Source organism: Pseudoalteromonas sp. MMG033 (assembly GCF_057197785.1).
Genome location: NZ_JBXVAL010000002.1, coordinates 569,516 through 593,665 on the forward strand (window position 1 = coordinate 569,516; position 24,150 = coordinate 593,665).

Sequence of the window (24,150 nt, forward strand, 5' to 3'; positions counted from 1 at the left end):
TATGAAAAAAGTAATTATTTTTTTAGTGATTTTAGCTGGTTTTTTCACGCTCATTAAATTCTCGGCAGGGAAGGGAAGTCAATCAAAATTAACTGTCAGCAGTGAAAAAGTTGAGCGTCAAGTTTTAGCCGACACTATTTTAGCATCTGGTAATTTAATATTTGATTCGAAGGTAAAAGTAAGTTCAGAAGTAACTGGCTTAGTAACCGAAATACTAGTCGAGGAAGGAAATTTTGTAGAAAAAGGCGATGTACTTTTACAACTAGATAAAACAGCTTACGTAGCAGATGTATCGAATTATCAGTCAACAGTTAAAGCGCAAGAAATAGAAATTGATTATACCAAAGAGGTTTCTAAGGACATTGAAAGACGCTTAAACCTACAACGCAAACTCTATGAACAAAGTAGCATTGGTTTAGAAACCCTAGAAAGCCTTAAAAGTGAATATAGAATTGCAAAAATAAAGGAGCAAGCAGCAATTGAAAGCCTTAACCAAAAGAGAGCTTTATTACTCTATGCCAAAGATAAGTTAAATAAAACAACATTCAAAGCTAGCATGTCAGGTTTAATCTCCTCGGTTGACGTTAAGATAGGAGAAACTGTTATTGCCAGCGCTATGAACTTTGCTGGTACCTCATTACTCACACTCGCAGATCCTCAGACTCTGATAGCTGAGCTAAGAGTAGATGAAGCTGATATTGCAAATGTTCATATTGGACAAGTTACACATATTTATACCGCAGCTAACCCAAGGCAATTCATAAAAGGGAAAGTAAGTAGTATCGGTACAACCGCAAGAAGCTCTAAAGTAGGGCATGGGCTTTATTATGCTGTAAAAGTAGTTCTTGATGACTCAGCTGAGTTACACCCAGGTATGAGCTGCCGTGCAGAAATTATTACACAAGAAACAAATCCCTCTTTGAGTGTATCTATTTCAGCAGTTCGTAAAGAAGATAATCAGCATTATGTATGGGTATTAGATAACGGGAAAGTTGAAAAGCGCTTGGTTGAAGTTGGGATGGCCACTGATACTCACCAATCAATCCTCTCAGGATTAAACCTTGAAGATGAAGTTGTAACTGGCCCTAGCCGCTTGTTTAACCAATTTAAAGATGGTACTCGAGTTTTACTTAAAGAGAGTAGATCATGAGTTCTCCAATAATTATGTTAAATAATGTATACAAGCAATACATGATGGCTGAGGAAGAGTTTTGTGCTTTGAATAGTGTAAGCTTGTCTATCAGCAAGAATGAGTATGTTGCTATCACTGGCCCTTCGGGCTCGGGGAAATCCACATTAATGAATATTATTGGCTGCTTAGATACTTTGAGCTCTGGAGAATATATTCTAGACAATCAGGATACTGCTAATGCAACAGAAGACTCCTTGGCTAAAATTAGAAACCAGTCCATTGGGTTTATTTTCCAAAGTTTTAACCTGTTGCCGAAGTCATCGGTGCTCAATAATGTTATTCAACCATTAGTCTACAGAACAATGAGTAGCGCTGAGAGAAAAAAGCGAGCATTGAAAGCCTTAAGTGAAGTGGGTTTGGCAAACAAAGTAAACCACCTTCCAAATCAACTTTCTGGAGGTCAAAGACAACGCGTAGCAATTGCGCGAGCATTAGTAACTGAACCAGCGATATTATTAGGCGACGAACCAACAGGTAATCTAGATAGCAAAACAACTGCTGATATTATGTCTTTATTCGATAGATTACATCAAAAAGGCCATACCATCGTAATCGTAACGCATGAGAGTGAGATTGCAGACCACTGTGAGCGAGTCATTCGCCTCGTGGATGGCCAAATAGAATCTGATAAATACAATCAGCAACGTATTAGCGTTGTAGATAGTTCAAAGGAGGCTAGTTATGGGTGATTTTGCCAATACTGCCTATCAAGGATTACGCGCTGCGCTTCAAGCTATTTATTCAAATGCTATGCGTAGTATTTTAACTACTCTCGGGATCATTATAGGCGTAACCGCCGTGATATCTGTGGTAGCAGTGATGAATGGACTAAGCTCTAATATTAGTAGACAGTTCAATGATTTGGGGAGCGATATGGTCACCCTGCGAGCCTTTACAAGTGCTAACCAAGAGATGTTAGGGTTTATTAATAAGTTAACTTATGACGACTTCATCGTTTTAAAAGGGAAGGTCAGGGGTGTTGAAGATATGACCGTCACAATGAGGGCATATAGTTTGGGCGCGAATATTGAGTATGGTGGAGATACAATACAAACTCACATAATAGGCACTGACAGTAGTTACCAAAAAGTAGTCAACGTATACCCAGTTGAAGGACGCTTTTTATCTGAAAGTGATGATTTAAGACGCCGAAGAGTTGCGTTTGTTGGGAGTTCAGTGATTAAAAAATTGAATATGCCAGAAAACCCAACCGGTGAGTTCATAAAACTCAGTGGTGATTCATTTCGGATCATTGGTGTTGCAGAAACATTGGGAAGTATTCTAGGTTATGATCAGGATAACTACATCATCGCGCCTTTTAGTACAATAAGATCATTAAATGGTAGTCAAGTTACAGAGAATATTGAAATCATGTTTCGCCCCAAAAAGGGGACTTCACTAGAGGTAATTAAGGCTCAAATGCTTCAGATATTACGTAGCCGCTATAATATTGAGGATGGAGAAAAAGACTACTTTGAATTTGTCACTGCAGAAAAAACAAAAGAACAGTTTGATAGTATATTAAGGTCTGTAACACTGGTTGCATCTGGTGTTGTTGCAATCAGCCTATTGGTTGGCGGTATTGGCATAATGAATATTATGCTTGTGTCTGTCACAGAGAGAACTAAAGAAATAGGAATTGCAAAAGCACTAGGGGCTTCGTCAAACATCATACTCTATCAATTTTTAGTCGAAGCACTGATTTTATCGTTGATTGGAGGAGTAATAGGCATAGTACTAGGATATGGGATCGCAGGTTTGATTATTTTATTTTTACCTGGAGCGCCAGAATTAGTTGTTCCAATGTGGTCTGTAATGCTGTCATTTGGCTTTACAACATTTATTGGAGTAGTATTTGGCTTAGCACCCGCCATAAAAGCCTCAAAACTAGTGCCCGTTGAAGCGCTTCGTTACGAATAATACAGGCTAGTTTAGTTTTAACTTATTGGCAGTTACCCATTTATTATTGGGTACTGCCAATCTTGTCGAATCCATTTAGATATAATCCGAAACCAAAAGCCCGTTGGATGTCGCCATTGAGGCAATGCTAAAAGCTGAGACTTCCACGTTATATATGATAAACCTAAATTTAATTCAAAACTTTCCTTGAAAAGAAACACCCACATAAAGTCCGATACTGTCTATTGTATATAGTGTTTATTGTGTACTTTTAAGTTTAAAGCCGTTTAAAACTTTAGCGAAACACTGCTTTACAGCTTTAGATGTAATCTATGCAGAAGTGGCTAGGCTATATTTGGTTCAATAAACTCGAACACAACTTTAGATGCCATAGCTACCACTTAACTAAAAGTGTCAAATGGCTAGAAAACGTCGAACATTTAGTAATGAACATAAACTTGAAGCGGCTTGCTTGGTTATAGATAAAAGTTACTCATTTCCAGAAGTCTGCCGTACCTTGGAAGTGCCCAAAGACGGTGGGACAGCAACTTGAAATTGAAAAGATTGGTGATAAACCGTAGCCGAAAGCTTTGACGCCCGATCAGCAACAGATCCAAGAACTTGCCCCCCGTACCAATCGCTTAGAGCGAGAGAGTTAAATACTAAAAAACCTTAATATCAGAAGAAATAAACAGTATTCGATTATAGACAAATTAAGTGTACCACTATAGATAGCTAATTTTTAAAGAAACAGGAAATTATTAGAAAAGACGGCTAGGCTATGTATGTAGAGTTACTTTAAGCTCTAAATCAATAAAGTGTGGTATATGGTACTGCCTAAAAAACTTTAGGCAAGGCTTGAACTACGAAAAAAACAGCATTTCAGTTTTGGTAATGCTTAGAGATTATTTCTATTCGATCTAAAATGAGTCAATGAAATATGACATCTGTTAAGGTAATAGCCAAAGTTATTGAAGACAATACGGGCATAGAAACTGATTTGCCCATTTTGCTAACCGAGCAAGGTGAAATTAGTAGCCTAACAGATTACATTATTAGTATGGACACTAATGGATATAGCAATTCCTCAATCAATGCGACAATACGTACAATAATGCTTCTACTAGACTATATGGAAGCCAATAAAGATATTTTTTCCGACCCTAAAACCTTATTTCGCACTTTTTCTCGTCGTTTATATGAAGGAACTATTGACTCTGAAGGGTATGACTCATCAGGACTTTACTGGCTTCCTAGATCAGTTACCAGTGTCAACATGCATATCAAACGGCTAGCAAAGTTTGTAGATTGGTTTAAAGACAATAGTTTAACTGAATTTACCGACTATAAACACGGCATACCCTCCGATGAAAAGCGACTACAATATGCAGCTTTCTACTACGCTAGCCATCGGCAGCTTCTTGGACACTTATTCAATGGTAATGTGAGTAAAGCAACTACGACGGCCCATATATTAAAAGGGAAAGCAACGTTGAGTACGCAACAGCAAGATGTATATTGTTTTCCCGAACAATACTTTCAAAAGTTTCTTGAATCTGGAGTGGGAGGCTCAAAAAAAATCGCGGTGGCAATCCGAGATCAACTGCTTGTGCTTTTAATGCACGGCGGTGGGTTAAGGGAAAGTGAAGCCTTGCTGCTTTGGGTAACTGATGTATTCGAGCAAACTGAAAACCCCAATAATGCGTTAGTGAGGATATACAACGAGATTGAAGGAAAAGCGCCAGGGAATAGAACTCGAAGTGAAAAAACAAATAGCCGGCAGACTTATTTAAAAATAGAGTATGGCAGAATTCCAAGGCAGCGCATGCGAGGCACTGCGCATCTAGGTTGGAAAAATAAGGTCGTAGACCACACAGAAGGTTACATTCAAGTCCAATGGTTTCCCTCTGATTTTGGAATGTTATTCATGAAGTTATGGAAAGTATATCTAAGAATCAGGGCAAACATAGAGTGCCATCATCCGTATGCTTTTATTTCATTTCATCACAGTAATATAGGAAAGCCATATACATTGAATGCCTTTCATCAAAATTATATATCAGGCTTAAAGCGAATCGGGCTAAAACCAAACAAAAAAGAGGGACTTGGACCCCATGGACACCGCCATAGCTATGGAAGAAGACTTGCGCTTTCAGGTTTAAGCTCATTAATAATTAGACGTTGCTTACATCATAAATCTCTTGAGTCTCAACTAGTTTATACAACTCAAAGCCAGCAGTCCCTGACTTATGAACTTGATCTTGCCACACAGCAATTAGAAGAGCCTAAACCAACTATGCCTGATTTAGAATGGAGTAAGTTAACTGAATATGGATTTGAAGATATTGATCCCGATGGGTATTTTAGTGGCAAAAACCCAAAGCTTGTTAAATAGCTAGGTTGATAGAATGAAAATAGATGGGCGCTCTAATGATTTAACTTTTTCTTGGATGCTTACATCGTTAGGGCCTGAGTGGAGCGAGTGGCAAAAGCTTGCTGCGGAATGGATGTCAACGCAAAAAGAAGGAGTTGCTCCAAAGCAAGTGTCTCTCACACGCTTTTTCGAATCCTATTTGTATAAAGTTGCTCCATATTCAGCAAATATAGAATTGTTTTTCAAAGGCCATAATGGCCACCGCTGCAGTACTACTGAATTTGAAAAAATAATAAGGCAAACAGTAAACCAAGCTCTAGCAATACAAAGAGCAATAGGTCAACCCAGCGAATTTTTAGATTACGTCATTGAAAAACATTTTTCAGCGCAAAATGAAAAAGGTCTTAGAGTCCCCTTGGTTACAAACCCATTAACGAAGATAAAAATAAATAACTCTGTTGTAGAAACAGTTAGAAACGCATTACCTTATCGATATGTTCAAGAACTTAGGAACATTTTATGCCCGCCGATAAAGCCTGCGAGAAGTAACAGACTAGAAGGCCAAGATTTTCTCAAAGAGCAACATTTTAAACATTGGAAATGGGCCCATAACACAAAATCAGACTGGTTCGAAATAGATCCCTGCACTCTAGACAAAACTGACCCTGATTGCGTATGGCGCACAAAAAAAGTTGTAAGAAATGGAAAGGTAGCTACTATTTATCAAATTTGGTCGCCTGTTAAAGCTACGATAATATTTATGAAACTTCACTTGCCTCTTCGGACATATCAGATCCGAATGCTAGATAGCGGAGAGGCTGATACTTGGCGATATGAAAAAGGCAAATGGAGGCTGAATAATAGGCATAAATTTGCTCTCGGTAGTGAAAAAAAACCATATTCAAGAGGAGTATTTCGACGAATATACGACTTCACGACTGGGGTTTATTCAACTGGGCTTTATATAAATACAAATAAAACAGCAGATCGGCATAAAAATGACCTAGAGAAAGGCTATACAATACCATGGCAACATAAAGAAATATTATATTGGCTAGAAAAGTTAAGAAACTGGCAAGAAAAATATAACCCAATTCCTCACCCAACTGACTGTACAACTCTACAGAACAAACATACTGACCAAAAAAAAAGTCAATATCAGTTAAAAAATATGGGAGAAATATCTTTTTTATTTCGAGATGCCTCTTCATCAGGCGAGGATAAATTTAAACCAATTTACGACAAGTCTGTGAGAAGACTGTGGCAAAGCCTATTAAATCAGCTAGAAATTGTATTGGATAAAAGAGGAGAAAAATTAGAAAACGGCGAAAGGATTACTTTTTCAAAAAGTGAAGATTCTGGAACAACCCAATTTCCCCTTCACAGTTTACGAGTATCACTTATTACAGCATATACAATGGACACAAGCTTGCCACTTCCAGTGATATCAAAAATTTTAGCAGGTCACTCTCGAATGTTAATGACTATTTACTACAATAAGATTTCGCCTTCAGTTTTTAGTGAAAAAATGAAATTAGCAGAGAGGGAATTATACAAGTCATCCGAAAGTTCGGTTAAAAACTTTCTAAAAGACGCTTCTATGGAAAACATAAAAAATACGCTTGTATATAATCAAACTGAAAGCTTAGAAGCGGCATTGGTAAATCGAAACCCTATCGGTTGGGAAGAGCGAGGACTAGGCCTATGCTTGGTTGGAGGGAATACTGTGCGGGTAGACGAAACAAAAACGTTAGGTGGCTGCTGGAATGGGGGGGAAATATTAAAAGATGATAGTAATGCATTGAAACGAATATACTCTCCTGTGCCGCATGGTCCAGAAAACTGCGTAAGATGCCGATGGTTTATTACGGAAGCACGATACCTTCCGGCTTTGAATGCCAGATTTAATCTACTCAGTTTTAAGGCCCATCAGGCTGCTAATTTATCTTTAGAGTTAGAGTCCTTACTCGAGCAGTTGAAAGATGAGCAATTTTTTTGTGTAGAAAATGGCGAGTACTTTACAAAGAAAGCCAAATTACTAGAGACCCAACGTCGTTTTGAAAAACAACAAACAGAGGCTGACGAGTATACAAAAGACTTAATTGCATGCTTTGGGTTGATTGGGAAAATAAATAACATCGAAGAGTCGCGATCGGAAAAAGATAATAGGGATAAATTTATCGCTATCGGTAGCGAAAAAGACGTAAAGCACGCTGTAGACCTTATAGAAACAAAATCTGAATTGTTACATATTTCACTACTTTGTGAAGATGCTGAGTTTTACCCTGATTTGCGCGATGAATTAATCAAAACATCTGCAATACAAAAGCGTACTATGCATATATCACGTGCTTTAATGAAAAGAGGAATGAAACCTGTATTTCTCGAAATGGGTGCTAATGAACAGTTAATTGCATGTAATGCGCTCATGAGGTATATGGCAAAAGCCTCAGACCCTAATAATAAATTTGAAGGGTTTAGAAAAGCGGCAAATTATATAGAGGCTGGAGAATATCTTTCTGATAGCAAACTCTTGAATAAAGCACTAGAAAGCATGAATAATAAATCCCATAAGCTAATTTCATGATTAGCTAGGTAGCGTCTTATGGATAACAACATAGGTCTAATTTTAAAGCAACTTAAAAATGGCCGAGTCAAAAGAACACAAGATAGTTTGGATAAACTCAACAAAATACTTTCATCCTATGTAGAGTCAGGATATAGAGACTTCTCTATTGCTCAGATAGGCCGTATTTCATCTGCCTCTGGCGGCCCAGGTTACCAAGCGATAAGAGCTACACGTAATGTACATTATCGAGATTTAATTAAGGCTTGGGAAAACAAATGCACTGAAAGTGGCACTATTAAAAATTCTAATGATCCAAATGCTCAAAAGATTCCAACCGATAACCTTTTATTGGAAAGAATTGAAGACCTTGCGGTAAGAACACTATTCGGCCAAATACTCGCGGAACGAAACCGTTACCGTCAACAGCTTAATGTGCTAAAACAGCATTGCAATATCACAATTGATAGGCGCCCAACAAAAGAGCCTCAATTTTTACCAGACATTAAAAATGGACTAAAAGATCTGAATGAGTATGAAAAATCGGCTTTGCTTTATTCGATATCCGATGAATGCATGAAAAATAACGGTTGGCAAAGCACACAAGCAGGGCAAGTTAAGGATTTGGAGTATAATGTTGAAATATTTCCTCGTGGCTATCTTACTGGTTTAAAGAAGATAATTGATAAAATAAAGAATGGATAATGTATGAGCCTTGAAATCTCGACTGACAATGACAACCATAGTTTGTTAAGGATTATACTAAACATTGTCTTTATCAAGCTGGAATCTACAATTTGTTCTTAACTGCTTTTTATCGCCTACTACTTAAATTACTCCACTCTCACCACAGAAATATTCGAATAAAAACTTGCCTTTACGAATATGGGGTTATTCTGAGTAAGTTCCTTAAAAAAGCGCCCTGCAGAGCGCTTTTGATGACACAACTTTTAACGAGGGTCGTTACTAGCGTGTTGCACTTTTACTTGAACTATCGGTGCATGAATTAAATACCACTGATGCACATCTTGAGTTTTCCCTTTACCTTTCTGAGGCTTACACACAACCATCAAACCTACATTAAGCAAGCGCTTGTTAGCATTACGAAAAGCTTCGGAGATATTACTACATCCGGATTGACTTCGAACGACATGTGTAATGTCCCCAGGGTGTGAGGCTACATACTCGATGGCATTCCTCATTTTAGTTTTTCCAAAGCCTACGAGAACTTTGTTTAATTCACTCTTTGTTAAACGAGCAATACGGGAAGGGCTAAAATTCAATGTTTGGTTGGCGGTTTCGTTAAAAAATATTTCTTTATTAATCATTAAATAAAATTTTCCTTATTAGGATTGGCTAATATAAAGATTTGGACTGATAAGATCCAAAAATAAATCTAACCTGATATTTACAGGAAGATAACTCATGCTAATCCACATAAGAAATCATGTCAACACAAAAAACCCACCTCTATATTAGACAAAGGTAGGGTATTTAATCTTGTAAAATTTTTTATCATTTTCTCTAGCGCAGAGGGTTATCAAGCCTCTGCGCCGACCGTTGACTTATATGCAACGAAGAAATATTTTTGGAATCTAACCGCCAAGTGAGATTCGAACTGATATTATGCAAAATTGAATTATGCGTCAAGAGCCGAACTTAGTTCTATTACTTCAATGCCTACGTCACAGTACTAATTACAAATAAACCAGCTAAACAGCATTAAAACGCATTTAAAGCCATTTAAATGGACCAACAAGAGCTTTTTATGACCTTTCTAAGGGGGCAGTGAGGGTTTTGTCAAAACATCACAAATTGTGATGTTTTGCGCCGTTTTAACATATTTTATTTTTTTTCATTTTTTACAATCAATTTATAGGCAGAGTCTAAATATCGATGACGAACTGAAGTGTAAATGAAAACTCACTGATGAGACCTGGGTATTTAGTGGCCCTTAGATAAGTCAACAGCATAAGGGCCATACTCAGACAGTTTTTTTAAGATAAGTATGACAAGCCCTCCTATTGATGCATAAATAACAAAACTTGGGCTTTTAACTAAAAGTAAGAAAGTTGCTTAAAACTTTGCAAACTTCAAATCACGCCCAATAATTAACATCAACTAAAGGAATGTTAACACCAATATACCAAAGGAGTATTAATATAATGAAGATGAATCCCATTAATAAACTAGCCCTATGCTTAATCTCAACAGCTGTTTTACAAACATTGGTTACGCATCTGAACAAACATATGTCGACTCCATTAAAAAGGCAGAGCTTCAAACATCTTTCAATCAAGAGCGATATCACAACAATGAGGTAGTTGATATTCAAGCAATCGGCACCGAACTAGATGAGAGAGACTTGGAGTATGGATATGCCATAGGGTGGACATATAAAATAGGTGAAAGATATAAAAGTCGTTGCTCAGGTACCCTTATTACCAAGGAGTGGGTAATGACTGCTGCACACTGCCTTCATCCAGAATATCTTAAAGAAGCATTTAATTTGAATGAAGGTGAAGAGGCCGTACCAAGAATTATGCTGATTGGGAACACGGCTAACAGAGACACCGATGGTAACCAAACGTACTTTCTAAATATAAAAGGTCATTCACAATCATCACCTGCCATATATTTTCATAGTGAGTATAGCAATCGCACTCCACAGAATGATCGAGCAAACATAGAATACGCTAAAGATGATTTTGCAATTTTCCAACTAGAGTCGGCAGTGTCAGGTAATTATACCCCTGCTTTTATGCCTTCACGCCTCAGCTTTGCAAAATATAACAAAACAAATAAAGTGCTGAATGTAGTCGGTTCTAGCCCTGCATATGGTGATATAAACGAATCAGATGGAACTAGAGATATAACTTTCAGAAAAGCAAGACCAACGATTGGGGCAGGAAATGAAGGCTCAACTTACAGAAGAAACGAATATAAACACCAAATTTTATATTCTGATCGTGTGTTATGTGGAGGGGATAGCGGATCATCAATCACAACTACATACCGCCCTACGACGATTTTAGGTGTTGCTTCCAGAGCAAGTAATGCTCAAGCAGGGAAATGTGCCTCAGGTGTGAGTGAAACACATAACTTTGCTTTATACGGTGCACTTGATTTAAGTAGCAACGCTCCTTTAGTAAGGTTACTTGAGAATGCCGGTATTGTTATTGTGAAAAAGACCAATTACATTTCAGATTCCCAGACGACTGGAATATTTGTCGATAACCCAATCGTAAATGGGAGCAGAGATACTAGAGCTGTTGTGGATGTCAAAGCAATTGGCAATATTACAGGCTCTCTTAACTTTACTGTCATAGGTGTAAAGCCAGGAGGCGGTAATGTAACCCTTGGTAGAACTTATCTTAAGTCTACTCGATACGAAGGTACAGCGGAATTGAGGCTCGCCGGGATACAGAGTTACTCTAAATTATTAGTTGCGTTTGACAAATCAGCAGAGAACCATGGCGCAGAGATTTCAATTAACATCATCCGCCAACCTTAGTGGTGAATAATAAGAACACGCCTGACAAGCCACCTTCAGTTGGAAATATTTCAAGGCCTACTTCAGGTATTTGAGTAGGCTTCTAATACTCCAAATAGATTGCTCATATCTATTGGTTTACCTATATGAGCATCAAACCCTAACGCTAAATATAATTTTACATCTTCAACCATCACATTTGCTGTTAAAGCGATAATCGGAATATTGTTTTTAATACTATGAATGTGTTTTTGTGCTTCAACACCATCCATTTCTGGCATATGGATATCCATGAGTATTAAATCAAATTCTCCTTCTTCAACTGCTTGTATGGCGAGTTTACCATTTTCTACGATGGTTAGATTTGCCTTTGTGTCCTTTAAAAAAGATGCAATTACAACCTGATTTATCTTATTATCTTCTGCAATTAATAAGTTTTTCCCAGTTAGGTCTGGTGCAGATATTGATTTTGTTTTTCTCTCAACGTCTTCTAATGACGATTGCTTAAGTGGCAAAACAACCTGTACTTTGGTGCCGACATTTGGCGTGCTGACTACATCAATGTTGCCTCCCATCATTTTTATTAAATTGAGTGTGATAGACATACCCAAGCCAGTGCCACCGTATTTCCTTGTTGTGGAAGAATCAGCTTGAGCAAACCGTTCAAAGATCCTTTTTTGTGCCTCTGTACTCATCCCAATACCTGAGTCTATAACCGTGACACAGATAGCAGGCATATTTTCATACGTTTTAATACTTACTTGCAGTGTTACTTTACCGATGTCAGTAAATTTAACTGCGTTCGAGGTTAAATTCAGTAGGATTTGTTTGATCCTAACAATATCTCCAAGCCAGCCATCTGAAAAGCCATCATCAATGATAGAAATAAATTCAATCCCTTTATGACTCACAAGAGGGTCTAAGTCATACTTTACGGATTCAATTACTTCGATGAATGATAGGGGGGCTTGTTCTAACTCTAATTTGTTAGACTCAATTTTAGAGTAATCTAAAATATCATTGATAATAGTTAAAAGGCTTTTCGCGGAGTAAGCGGCATTATCTATGAGCACCTTGAGGTTATCGTCAAGAGCTTCATTCTGTAAAAGTTGTAACCCTCCTAGAATGGCATTCATGGGCGTTCTAATTTCATGACTCATATTTGCTAAGAAATCGCTTTTTGATTTAGTTGCTTCTTCTGCTTTTTTTCTGGCTTTTTCTAAGGTTTCCAGCGCGGTGATTTTATCGGTGATATCGTAATTAACACCAATTACTCTAATAGGATTGCCTTCATTGTCACAGATGACCTCAGCACTAGCTTTGAGTGTTCTGATTTCTCCACTAGGGTGAATGACCCGAAACTCTGGGTCATAAATACCTGTGTGTTCAATAGCGGCCTGTAGTTTGCTTTTAGCGGATGCGATATCATCAGGGTGAACACTGTTTTCCCAGGCTTCATATGCACCTGAGAATTGCTTTTCATCAATCCCGTATAGTTTGTACATCCATGCATCCCAGATTAGCGAATCATCATTAAGATCCCATTCCCACACACCAATACCTGCTGAGTCGTTTGCCAATTGCATTCGATGAGCATAGGTATCAGCTTCGTGTTTTGCTTGGGCTAGTTGTTGTTCGATTTGCTTTTGCTGTGATATATCCTGTACAACTGACCAAATGTAATCAGTTCCATCTATTTCCGTAATCTTAATTCCAGATAACAGTACAGGGAACGTATACCCATTTTTGTGGATGTATTCTTTCTCGTATGGGCCATAGCGACCTGTTCGAGCTATATCAGCTAACTGTATTTTCTCTTGTACTTTATATTTTTTGGGTGTCAGTTGCCAATAATTCATACCATTGAGTTCATCAAGGCTATATCCTGAAAATTGACTAAACTCATGATTAATGTAGTCAAAAGCGCCATCATCCAATCGATTAATGGCAACACCAACGGGCGCCAAATCAACAAATTCGGAAAAGCGTTTTTTCTCTTGTTCTAGTAGATTTGAGATGTGTACAGCTTGTGCTTTAAGTTTTTCAGCTTCTTGTTTTTTCTCGGTTAAATCAGAGATGAAAACAATAAACATCTCTTCATTATTTGATTTGAAGTAATGGCCTTTCAATTGGATAGGAAAAGAGTCACCCATTTTCGTTTGCTGCAAGCTTTCAAATTCAATATGTTTACGTGTTTGTAGTTCTTGCCAGAAAAGTGGCCATAACTCTTTTGAAAAAGTTGTGTCCCACTCCCATATCTTTGTGCCGTTTAACTCATTTTGTTCATATCCTAATTTTAAGTGTGCTGCATTATTGGCGTATAAGATTTCAGCATTAGCGCTTATCCAAAAGACTTCATCAGCGGCGAATTCCATAGATGCTTTCAAAGCACTCAGCAAATCATCCTCATTTAACTTACTAGGGAAATCAGCATAGGTCTCTTGGCATGATGCCACTTTCAAGTTGTTTAGATGAGCGTTTTTGGACATAGGATAAAGTATGGCTAATTCCTTTTATTCTTAAAAGAAATATAGCAAAGATTATTCTATGTTCATCTAAAACATAAAAATTATTAATGCTCTAGTAAAGGCATTCAGCTGTTGTATCATTTTAAGTTAAAGTAGTTCAGCTTTTTCTGAGGCAAAAATTTCGAGATTCGACCTGATCTTATACTACTTGATCTTAATTCACCCAAAATAGACGGGCGAGAAGTCCTTGATGCTGTCAAGTCTGATAGTGCTTTAAAACGTATACCTGTCGTTGTATTGACAAGCTCCGAAGCCGAACAAGATATTATTAAAACCTAAGATTTGCATGCCAATAGCTATGTAGTTAAGCCAATCAATCTCAGTCAATTTGTGAAGGTGGTGAAAGCTTCTGGTTTTCTGTAGTTACGTTGCCAACTGCGGATATTTAAACGCCAAGAGTGACTCGACAATCCTATGAGACATCATTAATAATAGTATCTAAACCATGTATCGGAGTATATATGGCGAAAGAGCGAGTAGAAATTTCCTAATCTAATTCAATAAGTTAGATTTACAAGCTCAAACTTATTCTGACAGCTCCCGATTTTTATATCGAGATTGTCAGTTTAGATTTGAGCTAAACTCATCTATTATAGTTAGTTTGTTTATGATAACTTTATAATTCTACTTTAGAAATGGCTGATAATGCGTGCTCTAAAGCGATCTAAGGTCAATGTTGTATCACTTTGATTTTCGAAAAGCTTTCCTAAGTGATTGCTTTTATTCAATTCTAATAAATCAGTGTCTGTGATATGTACTTGTTCTTCGTTTTCAACAAAAGGTTTAACTAGGTCAATTTCGGTCTTCGACATCAACTCAACCTCTATATTCACATTATGTTCTTCAGGTATATTCTCAATAATACGTTCAGCATATTGTATTAAACTTCGCTCTGCAATTGTAAATAACCAAGCATCTTGTCTCTGATTTCCAGTTTGTCTAATGACTCGCCCCAACACTTGACGAAAGTACAGCTCAGTTTTTGTCGTACTTAGGTGACAACACACTTGTAACCGGGGGATGTCTGTTCCTTCGGATATCATCCCAACACTTACTACCCATTGTGAATCACTTCGACGAAAGTTATTTATAATTTCCTGAGCGTTATGATCACGATATGATACAACAACAGCCGATTGCAAAAAACATTCTACTAATATCCTCTTTAATTCTATTGCATGCTCTACAGATGAGGCTACAACTAAGCCAGCGGCTGAAGGCTCATACTTCCTTACTATACGTAGCTGTTCAACACCTCTTTTCAAAACATAATTCATAGCCTCTTTTTGTGTGACTATATCTTGGTAAGATAAGAGTTTACTACGAATCAACTCTTGAAAAGATCCAAATATTTGGGTTTGGTTATCTGTTTTAAGTGTAAGACGATCGCTATCTATTACTATGATTTTAGGTACACGACAAACTTGATCTTTTATAGCATCTGACAGTCCATAAATATAATCACAACTTATCGCCCCATGTTCATCAGCGTATTTAGACAATACAATAGGTATCTTGTCTGATCGCCACGGAGTGCCTGTTAACGCTAAAGTATACTGAGCGTTGTATTGAATCTCGCTCAAAATTAAGGCTCCCCAACTATTAGAATCTTCGACTGAAATACCGGCACAATGATGTATTTCATCTAATACTACCAGCACTCGATTATTTTTGAGTAGTCTCCAAAAACGACCAGTTTTGTGTGACATGCTTTGATAGGTATAAGATCCACCATTATCTCCAATTTGTCCTTCGAAATTACAGCCTAACAAATTTGAAAATGTTTCTTGAATACTCTTAGCGATAGTAATTGACGGAGAAAAGCACAAAACAAAATCGATTAGCTCTGCTTCAAAAAGTTTTTTTGCCGTTTGCGCTGCCATAACAGTCTTACCTGCACCTGGTGATGCTAAACACAAAAAGTGAAATTGACTATTTTTATAATTGTGTAAAGCTATTTGACAACACTCACGTTGCCACTCTCTCAGTTTCATTGATTATTGCCCTGTGGTGATGGGTAATGCTTAAGCAGTTTAGTTACTGCTTCTAAATCGCCTTGAATGTTAGTAGCTTGAGCTCTGGACTCTAAATAAAATGGATTAATAAAGCTGGCTTCTTCAGGGTAACGAGAAAGTAACTCTTTGTACTTCTCCATTTCCCTAATTGCAATAACTTGATACGCCTCAAGCTCTCGTCGTTCATTGCTTAATGCTTGATAAAACCCTTGCGGGCTTGATTCAATTGTGCTTTTTTTAGATACTTGAAGTAATGCTCGTCTTTGTGGTTGTATTGACAAATACTTACTATCGAATATTGTCGTTTTGTAGAAGACAATACTGCGCCCCCTCCTTAGCTCACTTTTACCTAAATAACCATGTTTGACTAATTTGGTAAGCTGACGATAAACAAGCTTGGTTAGCTTATCTTTGTTTTCATTAAAATTTTCTACTTTGACTACCACGTCAATTAACTCACTTACAGTAAAATGGTCAAAGTCCCTTAAAATTAGTTGATTATAAAGATGCCCATTTAAAGTCACGATTTCGAACATGGCTGGCTCCAAAAAACAAAGCTTAGGATTGCTAAGTATACAGAATTGAGTAAAACTTAGAAAATCTAAGTTACATAGAGATTTATTAAATGACTTGTAAGTGCAATTCGAAAGTCCAATACCAAAGCGCCTTAAAGAAGCAAGAACAAAAGCAGGGTACTCTCAGAAAGCTCTGGGGGTATTGATTGGTATGGATGAAAGCTCAGCTAGTGGTAGGATGAATCATTACGAAAAAAATCGACATACACCAGATTTACATACACTAAAGAGGATTGCCGATAGATTAAACGTTCCCCTTAACTACTTTTTTTGTGAAGACGACAATTCAGCCGAGATAGTCTGCACACTCAATAATTTAAGTGAAACGGACTTAACTAAAGTCAAAAACCTAATTGAGGAAATTCTGAACACAAATCAAAAATAAATCCTAATTTTACTATGTATTGTTCGATTGTTTTTGACATCTCAGTAGTAAACAATTCAGCAATAATACACTTTCCTTTAAAAACCCACAATTTATGTCATCGCGACACAATATTTACACATAAACTTTTGACTTTAAATGAAGAGCATTTGCTTTTTTTAGCTATTTGCTAAGTTGGATCCTGTACCAATTATTTACGTAAATTAGTTATAGAAGATGCATGTCTTCAATTGGAATTCCACCAATTTAATTTATAAGAAATAATATGTGCTAACCTTACTATATCATGTTATCAAGGATAGTTAGATGCTAACCACAATATATAAGCGCGATATATTCTTTTTCCTTACGAAAAGCTTTTTTGAGCCAGCCGATAAGAGCACTGACAGTACAAACATTCTGGCAAAGCCTACTCTAACATAAACAAGATATTCAATCACATAAAGCTTTATTTAGTCAGAGAGGTGGGGCAAGTAGTTCGAATGTTAATTTATATTTCAAATGGATACAAATGAATAGAAAACAATCGCCAATATACCTGCAATTTATTATCAGTAGGGAGAGTTATGGCTGTGCAGGGGTATGAAAAGCCTTTTATTGATAACCCTATACATGCAGACAAAGGTGTGGAGAAATCAATGCCAAAATTAAGTTACCTAAAAATAGCAGTTAACGAACTTCCGCTAAGACAAGCACTCTACTGGATGCCTGAAAAAACAAATAGTTTCCTCTTTCAAGACGAAACCCATTGGCATATCCATTTTGATTCGAATAGTAGTAATGATACCTATCAATTTACAGCTTTGTTCGAAAAACAGCTAAATGACTATATTTTAAGAGAGAAGCTTGACCTTAATTTACAAGGTCTAAAGTCAGCGATTATAACTAAAGCGCTTACAGGATTAGGCGATTGACATGAATGAATATCGCTTACTCCCTCTAAATTTTCGGGAGCTCCGTGATGGACGGGTTGTTATCTCCAACTTATCAAACAACTACATGATGCTCGATTCAAAAGAAGTGCTTCACCAAATAGTTGATGGTAAAGCTTCGGCTTCACTACTGAGAAGCTTAGAAGAAAACTCGTTCATTGCACATGAACACGACTTTGAGTCAAAAGTAAAGTTAACCACTGCTGCATACGCCCAGCTCTTAAGAAGAGATGTTTTAGGACAAAGGTTAATTATGATTGTGCCCACACTTCGTTGTGACCATAGTTGCACTTATTGTCAAGTAAGTAGAGCAAATCAAAACGAAGAAGGTTACGACCTTCCTTACTCCGCTATACCTAAGATTATTGAATTTATTGAGCGGACTGAAGCGCCTCCATATAAAATTGAGTTTCAAGGGGGAGAGCCATTACTTGCGGAAGGTTTCATAAGAGAATTTTACGATCAACTTGAAAATGCAGTCGGTAGGCAAAACTTCATTATTATCATCGCAAGTAGCCTGTCCTTGCTCAACGACGGTTTCTTAGAATTCGCAAAAAATAAAAACATTGGATTTTCAACTTCTATCGATGCAGGAAAATATGCTCACAACAAACACCGAAAACTAATCACAAAAAACTCATTTGAGTTGATGAGAGAAAATGTACGTAAAATTTCAGACGAGCTTGGTGAAGGCCATTTAGGAAGCGTTACAACCGTAACTAAAGAAGGAATAAACCATTATAATGAATTGGTTGATATTCATCTTGATTTGGGTTTAAAAGACTTATTTGTAAGGCCTGTTAGCCCATTTGGGTTTGCAGCCAATAGAGAAACAAACGTGCTTTCAAACAAAGAGTTTGTAGACTTTCTAAAAAATCTTGTCCTGCGCTTAGTGAGTGAACATCACTCTGGTAACGTAATAATTGAACATTTCTTTTTTATTCATTACAAGCGGATTATCAATGCTGCACAAGGCGGTTATGTAGATTTGATGTCTCCTGCAGGATACGCCAAACAAAGCCTTATTATTGACTATACTGGCAACATATTTGGTAGTGACGAAGCTCGTATGATTTTTAGGCGCCATGGGGGGAATCAACTTATTCTAGGAAACATACAACAGCCATCCGCCGCACTTGAACTCGAGTTTTCACATTATCTGTTATCGAGTTCATTCAATTTTGATATTCCAGGGTGCAGCGATTGCGTCTATCAAACAGCATGTGGATCGGATCCAATATATCATCTTCAAGAACAAGGGGAGCCAATCGGCAATAAATCTGCATCGGCATTTTGTGACCTGCATAAAAGAGTATTCGATCTAGTAATTGAGCTTATGGAAGATCCGACAAATAACTCAGTATTTGAAAAGTGGATTGAATATGAGTGAAGTACTTCGAACAGATTCATTTTTTAATGAATCTCTAATAGGTCTTTTTGGGCCCGCGCAAATTGTTAAAAGCCACAATGTGACTTTAGAAAAAGGTTTTTTGCCAAGCGTATATGTCGTGCCTAGTGATGCTACAGCATTTTTAGAGCAAGTTCCTATAATTGAATCCAAGATTGCAGATAAACACACCGCTCATGGCGATATATTATTGCTTGATGGTAAAGGTAGTGGTCGAGTTATTCTCAGTAAAACAGCTAATTCAAATACAGTCCTAGTGACCGAGCAATGCGACAACATGTGTAAGTTTTGCTCTCAACCGCCAAAAACAAAGGACGATAGCATTTTGTTTGCGTATGCAGCTCAATCTCTCATCGCTTTTGAAAGTAAGGAATTTGTAGGCATCACAGGTGGTGAGCCATTATTAGATAAAGCACTGTTTCTTCAGTTTTTAGAGACATTAAAGCATGCAGAATGTCACACCCCATTACATCTGCTCACTAATGGCAGAGCATTTCATGATCTCTCGTTTGTGAAAGAGTTTAAAAATGCTCAGCATGGCCGTGATATAATTTGTGGGATCCCTCTATATGGAATAAATAGCAAAATACACGATGACCTTGTAGGGGAAGCAGGTGCTTGGTCAGAAACAATAGATGGACTTATTAATGCTGGAAATCATGGCCTTCCTATAGAGATCAGAGTCATTCCAACAAAAAGAAATATTGAACAACTACCAAGCATCGTCAAACTTGCATTTGAAAGCATAAGCAGTATCACGAGCATATCAATCATGAACCTAGAACAGGAGGGGTGGGCTAAAAAGCATTGGGACGAACTTTTTGTGCCTCCTGATCAATACATAAAAACGCTAGAAAGAACTCTTAAACTACAGCATCGCTATAAAACACCTATAAGGCTTTTCAATTATCCACTTTGTCACCTTCCAGAGCACCTCAGAGAGTATGCCTGCAAGTCAATCAGTGATTGGAAGGCCATATACGAAGAGGAATGTTTCAGTTGTAGCTTAAAGTGTCAATGTGGTGGATTCTTTGTTTCCCAAAAACACAAATGGACTAACCCAACTATGAGAATAATATGAAAAAGCGAAACAATATTGTCGGTATGTTTGCAGGGTTTACTGCATTGGCAACTCATGCTAATAGCAGTGATTCAGACCTCAGCATCAGTTTACCCAACAACTTCAAATTCTTAGATGATATAGTGACTGCGCCTCTAAACGATTTCAAACTACCAGATTTCATAGCAAGTCATAGAAGCCACAGAAGTCACTCTTCACATAGGAGCCACTCTTCACATCGGTCTTCGGCAGGGGGAGGCTATTCAGCTCCAAAAAAATCTTCACCTACACCAAGCAGAACTAATCAACAGTCAGAGCCTTTGAGTCAACCGGCCAGACCAGATTCCACAATACCTAAATCACAAGACGCTCTGCGCCTAGAGCAATTAAAACAAGATAAAGAAAAACTTAAAAATATTATTCTAAGAGTGCAACTTACGTTAAATGCACTTGGCTACTACAAAGGTGAACTTGATGGAGTTATGGGGCCACAAACTAGAAAGGCTCTCAATTCTTACCGACTTGACCACGGGTTGAAGCAAAGTGAAACGTTAGATGTAGCAACCTTAAACGCATTAGGGATACTTATTAGATGAAATGGCTAGATATAATCTTCAAACTTTCAGTAGTGACAGGCGTCATAGCCTACCTTTGCAAAGAGCTATTTGTTCCGAGTGTTGTTTTACATTTGAATAAAGATGATTTCATGGCCTACTCTAAAGCATGCGCTCAAGCTATGGACGGTAACTGGTATATTGAACAAGAAGACAACAACAACCTATCAAAATCATCAAATATTCAGCTCTTAGATTGCCATGAATACGATATGCTTCAAAAGCACATGCTTAAGTATGGTGTGTCTGAATACGCATTATCTGAGCTTGGATTAAAAGCACTTGAGCTTCACCAACGACCTGCCTCTGAAATAGCAAAACAACATAAGTTTACGGAGAGGTAGTATGAAGCCACTATTATGCTTCCTGTTGCTGATAAGTGTAAATATTAACGCGGCCACAGACATTGATTTTAAACTTGATAAGGTTATTGAAGCATATGATCTGAAGGGGCTTGACTGCTCTGACGTGCAACATCATGACCTTTCGCTCTTTGACCTAGGTAAGTTTGTTTTTGAAAGTACATTGTTAAGCGGTAATAACGATACATCCTGCTCTACATGTCATATTGAATCACAAACCCGAACCGATGGATTGCCAGTATCAGTTGGAGTTGGAGGTAAAGGTGAAGGAGTAAAAAGGTTCAATCATGGGAAAGGAATTCTAGTACCTAGGAATTCGTTTACTTTAATTGGAAGAGGGTTTTCAGGTTACCAAGCGTATTTCTGGGATGGTAAAGTTCAAAGTCAAGGTTCAGAATGGGTAACGCCAATAGGCGATGGAAAAAAGTTGGGCTACCACTCATTGTTAGCCGTATCAGCTACGCTACCACTTCTAGCTCGAGATGAGTTCCTCGGCTTGAAATATGCTGAGGATTCAAAGTCATATGTTTCCCAAGTCGATTCAAAATATCATAGTGAAAGGTTCCACGCTTCTACAGATGCTATCAGAAAAAAACTTGCATCAGCAACAACTAAAGAATGGGTTAAATTCAAAACTCTACTTGCTCAAAATCAGATAACTGAAAATTCATTTCAGTTATCTGATTTAGGAAATGCTATTGCCGCATTTATCATAAAAAACGAAAACTGTGTCGACACTAGATGGTCGAGCTACATCAAAGGTGATAAATCAATCCTTTCCCAATCTGAGAAACAAGGAGCCTTTCTATTTTATGGAAAAGGGCGGTGCGCAACCTGCCATTCAGGCGATTTATTTTCTGACTTTTCATTTCACTCATTGGCAGTTCCTCAAGGCCCTGTTGGAGTAAGTATATTAAGCCAAGACTTAGGACGTTCAGAGATATCGCTAGACGCTTCTGATAGATTTAAATTCAAGACCCCCTCATTGCTCAAGGTCTCAAAAACTGCACCTTATGGACATAATGGAGCATTTGAAGATCTTTCTGAAATCGTGAATTTTCACCTTAACCCCATAATATTTCTTAGCGACTATGAATGGGCGGAAAACGAAAAATATAATTACGGAAGACTCCTTAGTACTAGAAGTCCTTTATTATCATACACAGGTTTAATGACTCAGGAGGAGGTTGAAAAGCTACTACAATTCTTATCTACAATTTAACTCTGACATGCCTAATATATAACAAATAATTTAAACTACTTTACTTAGTTAAGAATCATTTTTGGGCTCTACTAGTTCACTTGCTAAAAGATAGTCTTCAATCATTCAAGGTAGTGCACCTTACATGCTTTTGAGTAGGGGAAGTGCATTAAAAAAGAGGAATGTAAAATGAAAGTAATTTTTCTAATATTAACCATGATCATGCTATCTAGTTGCGCTTCATCGACATATAAGCTCTCTCAAAAATGTTACCTCGGAAAAGGTAGCTCTAGTTATTCAGAACTAGCGGAGACAAGGTCCTTTGCTATATTTTTTGATGGTACAGGTAATTCTCCTTCCGATAATACAAACGTGTTCAAAATGTATGAAATTGTTAATTCAAAGTGTGAGAAAAATGTAATTTCAATGTATGTAGAAGGTGTAGGAACGGAATGGTATCGTATAGTATCAGGAAACCTTTTTGGTAACGGATTAGATTCCAGATTGGAAGAATCTTACGACTATTTACTAAAAAATTACCGTGAAGATAAAGACGATCTGTACTTGTTTGGATTTAGTAGGGGGGCTCACAACGCTAGAATGTTAGCTGGATTGCTATTTGTTGCAGGATTACCGGATACTTCGCGTTTAAATGATAGTGAACGGAAAAAATTAGTTGAAAAAATCGTTGACATCTATAGAAATGATGAATCATTTAAAATAAAAAAAGAACGTATATTTTCCTTAGAAAATTTTAATCCTTCTCAATTAGATGTAACCGTTAAATTTATGGGAATATGGGATACAGTTTCAGCAACTGAAATGAGACTTAACAATGAAATCTTTTTAGAAAAGCCATCAAACAAACACATTGACCAAGTATGTAATATTCAAAAGGTTGCTCATGCAGTATCGATAGACGACAACCGTGCTAAACGATTCACACCAGAATTGATGATACTGCCATCTTTAGCTGAACATTGTAAACTTAAACATAAAGAGGTTGGTGACTATTTGAACGAAAAGATTGATGAAGTTTGGTTTTCGGGAGCTCACTCTGATGTTGGTGGAGCTTATGCTCAAGAAGAGCCATTGGGTGGCATATCGATGAACTGGATGCTTCGGAAGTTGTCTCAAATAGAGGACTCTATATTAACTCGCGAACATGTAGTTAATGAAAATGCTTACTCCGTATCTCATATTGGAGAGGACTCAATACTTGGAGGCCATGTATATCTAAACTGGAATAGAAATATCCCAGAGTATATGAAATCAGCCCATCCTAAATTGAGGATATTTACTATACACAGCAGTGTCTTAGCAAGACTAAAGGTAGTGCCTAGGACACTCCGTGAGTTTGCTTGGATCCCGGATGAAGATTCTGAAACAATCAACTTCAAAAATTGTTTTGAGAGAGTAGAGCTTGAAGATGGACCATTAAAAAGGGACCCCAAAAAAGCAGACTATACACTGGAATACAGCCCTAAAAATGGAGCTAAGTGTTTCCACATTGACGAACCAAACCTTTATAACGATAAATAATTTA

20 protein-coding genes and 1 pseudogene are annotated in these 24,150 nt (G+C 37.4%); 17 read left to right on the plus strand and 4 right to left on the minus strand.

Features of this window, described 5'->3' with window-relative positions; all coding sequences use genetic code 11:
* Position 1 precedes the first annotated feature (1 nt).
* From AC2CZC_RS23660 to gmtX, 7 genes are all read left to right on the plus strand, one after another.
* Positions 2–1,150: an efflux RND transporter periplasmic adaptor subunit gene (locus tag AC2CZC_RS23660; protein ID WP_484585709.1), complete on the plus strand. Its 1,149-nt coding sequence runs from the start codon at positions 2–4 to the stop codon at positions 1,148–1,150.
* Complete coding sequence (locus AC2CZC_RS23665) at positions 1,147–1,881, plus strand: ABC transporter ATP-binding protein (RefSeq protein ID WP_484585710.1); 735 nt, start codon at positions 1,147–1,149, stop codon at positions 1,879–1,881. Before AC2CZC_RS23660 ends, AC2CZC_RS23665 begins: the two co-directional genes overlap by 4 nt.
* On the plus strand, positions 1,874–3,112 hold the full coding sequence (locus tag AC2CZC_RS23670; protein ID WP_484585711.1) for an ABC transporter permease: 1,239 nt from the start codon (positions 1,874–1,876) through the stop codon (positions 3,110–3,112). Before AC2CZC_RS23665 ends, AC2CZC_RS23670 begins: the two co-directional genes overlap by 8 nt.
* Before the next feature lie 397 nt (positions 3,113–3,509).
* Positions 3,510–3,644 carry a transposase gene (locus AC2CZC_RS23675; RefSeq protein WP_484585712.1) on the plus strand — a complete coding sequence of 45 codons (135 nt, stop codon included), beginning with the start codon at positions 3,510–3,512 and terminating at the stop codon, positions 3,642–3,644.
* A 387-nt stretch (positions 3,645–4,031) separates the two neighbouring features.
* Positions 4,032–5,486, plus strand: coding sequence for a gamma-mobile-trio recombinase GmtY (gmtY, locus tag AC2CZC_RS23680; RefSeq protein ID WP_484585713.1), 1,455 nt, complete (start codon positions 4,032–4,034; stop codon positions 5,484–5,486).
* Between the two features lie 13 nt (positions 5,487–5,499).
* Complete coding sequence (gene gmtZ / locus AC2CZC_RS23685) at positions 5,500–8,052, plus strand: gamma-mobile-trio integrase GmtZ (protein WP_484585714.1); 2,553 nt, start codon at positions 5,500–5,502, stop codon at positions 8,050–8,052.
* A gap of 18 nt (positions 8,053–8,070) precedes the next feature.
* Complete coding sequence (gene gmtX, locus AC2CZC_RS23690; RefSeq protein WP_484585715.1) at positions 8,071–8,736, plus strand: gamma-mobile-trio protein GmtX; 666 nt, start codon at positions 8,071–8,073, stop codon at positions 8,734–8,736.
* A 245-nt stretch (positions 8,737–8,981) separates the two neighbouring features.
* Here gmtX and AC2CZC_RS23695 read toward each other — a convergent pair whose 3' ends face one another.
* Positions 8,982–9,359, minus strand: a complete 378-nt coding sequence (locus AC2CZC_RS23695; RefSeq protein WP_484585716.1) for a hypothetical protein — start codon at positions 9,357–9,359, stop codon at positions 8,982–8,984.
* Between the two features lie 869 nt (positions 9,360–10,228).
* Here AC2CZC_RS23695 and AC2CZC_RS23700 point away from each other — a divergent pair.
* A complete protein-coding gene (locus AC2CZC_RS23700) occupies positions 10,229–11,545 on the plus strand; it encodes a trypsin-like serine protease (RefSeq protein WP_484585717.1) in 1,317 nt (438 codons plus the stop codon).
* 62 nt (positions 11,546–11,607) lie between these two features.
* Here AC2CZC_RS23700 and AC2CZC_RS23705 read toward each other — a convergent pair whose 3' ends face one another.
* On the minus strand, positions 11,608–14,013 hold the full coding sequence (locus tag AC2CZC_RS23705; protein WP_484585718.1) for a PAS domain S-box protein: 2,406 nt from the start codon (positions 14,011–14,013) through the stop codon (positions 11,608–11,610).
* Between the two features lie 168 nt (positions 14,014–14,181).
* Between AC2CZC_RS23705 and AC2CZC_RS23710 the strand changes: the two are divergent.
* A pseudogene (locus AC2CZC_RS23710) lies at positions 14,182–14,441 on the plus strand (response regulator); the annotation flags it as partial.
* Positions 14,442–14,681: 240 nt separating this feature from the next.
* On the opposite strand, the gene AC2CZC_RS23715 reads toward AC2CZC_RS23710, so the two are convergent.
* Positions 14,682–16,046, minus strand: coding sequence for a DEAD/DEAH box helicase (locus AC2CZC_RS23715; RefSeq protein WP_484585719.1), 1,365 nt, complete (start codon positions 16,044–16,046; stop codon positions 14,682–14,684).
* The gene (locus AC2CZC_RS23720; protein WP_484585720.1) at positions 16,043–16,603 is read right to left on the minus strand and encodes a hypothetical protein; all 561 of its coding nucleotides are present in this window, start codon (positions 16,601–16,603) and stop codon (positions 16,043–16,045) included. The genes AC2CZC_RS23715 and AC2CZC_RS23720 overlap by 4 nt, the downstream gene beginning before the upstream one ends.
* Before the next feature lie 100 nt (positions 16,604–16,703).
* On the opposite strand from AC2CZC_RS23720, the gene AC2CZC_RS23725 reads away from it, so the two are divergent.
* From AC2CZC_RS23725 to AC2CZC_RS23760, 8 genes are all read left to right on the plus strand, one after another.
* Positions 16,704–17,027, plus strand: a complete 324-nt coding sequence (locus AC2CZC_RS23725) for a helix-turn-helix domain-containing protein (protein WP_484585721.1) — start codon at positions 16,704–16,706, stop codon at positions 17,025–17,027.
* A gap of 566 nt (positions 17,028–17,593) precedes the next feature.
* The gene (locus tag AC2CZC_RS23730; protein ID WP_484585722.1) at positions 17,594–17,941 is read left to right on the plus strand and encodes a hypothetical protein; all 348 of its coding nucleotides are present in this window, start codon (positions 17,594–17,596) and stop codon (positions 17,939–17,941) included.
* A gap of 1 nt (position 17,942) precedes the next feature.
* The gene (hxsB, locus tag AC2CZC_RS23735; RefSeq protein WP_484585723.1) at positions 17,943–19,349 is read left to right on the plus strand and encodes a His-Xaa-Ser system radical SAM maturase HxsB; all 1,407 of its coding nucleotides are present in this window, start codon (positions 17,943–17,945) and stop codon (positions 19,347–19,349) included.
* 79 nt (positions 19,350–19,428) lie between these two features.
* Complete coding sequence (hxsC, locus tag AC2CZC_RS23740) at positions 19,429–20,448, plus strand: His-Xaa-Ser system radical SAM maturase HxsC (protein ID WP_484585724.1); 1,020 nt, start codon at positions 19,429–19,431, stop codon at positions 20,446–20,448.
* On the plus strand, positions 20,445–21,023 hold the full coding sequence (hxsA, locus tag AC2CZC_RS23745; protein WP_484585725.1) for a His-Xaa-Ser repeat protein HxsA: 579 nt from the start codon (positions 20,445–20,447) through the stop codon (positions 21,021–21,023). Before hxsC ends, hxsA begins: the two co-directional genes overlap by 4 nt.
* Complete coding sequence (locus AC2CZC_RS23750; protein WP_484585726.1) at positions 21,020–21,385, plus strand: TIGR03982 family His-Xaa-Ser system protein; 366 nt, start codon at positions 21,020–21,022, stop codon at positions 21,383–21,385. Before hxsA ends, AC2CZC_RS23750 begins: the two co-directional genes overlap by 4 nt.
* Before the next feature lies 1 nt (position 21,386).
* A complete protein-coding gene (locus AC2CZC_RS23755) occupies positions 21,387–22,625 on the plus strand; it encodes a His-Xaa-Ser system-associated MauG-like protein (RefSeq protein WP_484585727.1) in 1,239 nt (412 codons plus the stop codon).
* Between the two features lie 168 nt (positions 22,626–22,793).
* Positions 22,794–24,146: a phospholipase effector Tle1 domain-containing protein gene (locus AC2CZC_RS23760; protein ID WP_484585728.1), complete on the plus strand. Its 1,353-nt coding sequence runs from the start codon at positions 22,794–22,796 to the stop codon at positions 24,144–24,146.
* The last annotated feature ends 4 nt before the right edge of the window (positions 24,147–24,150 follow it).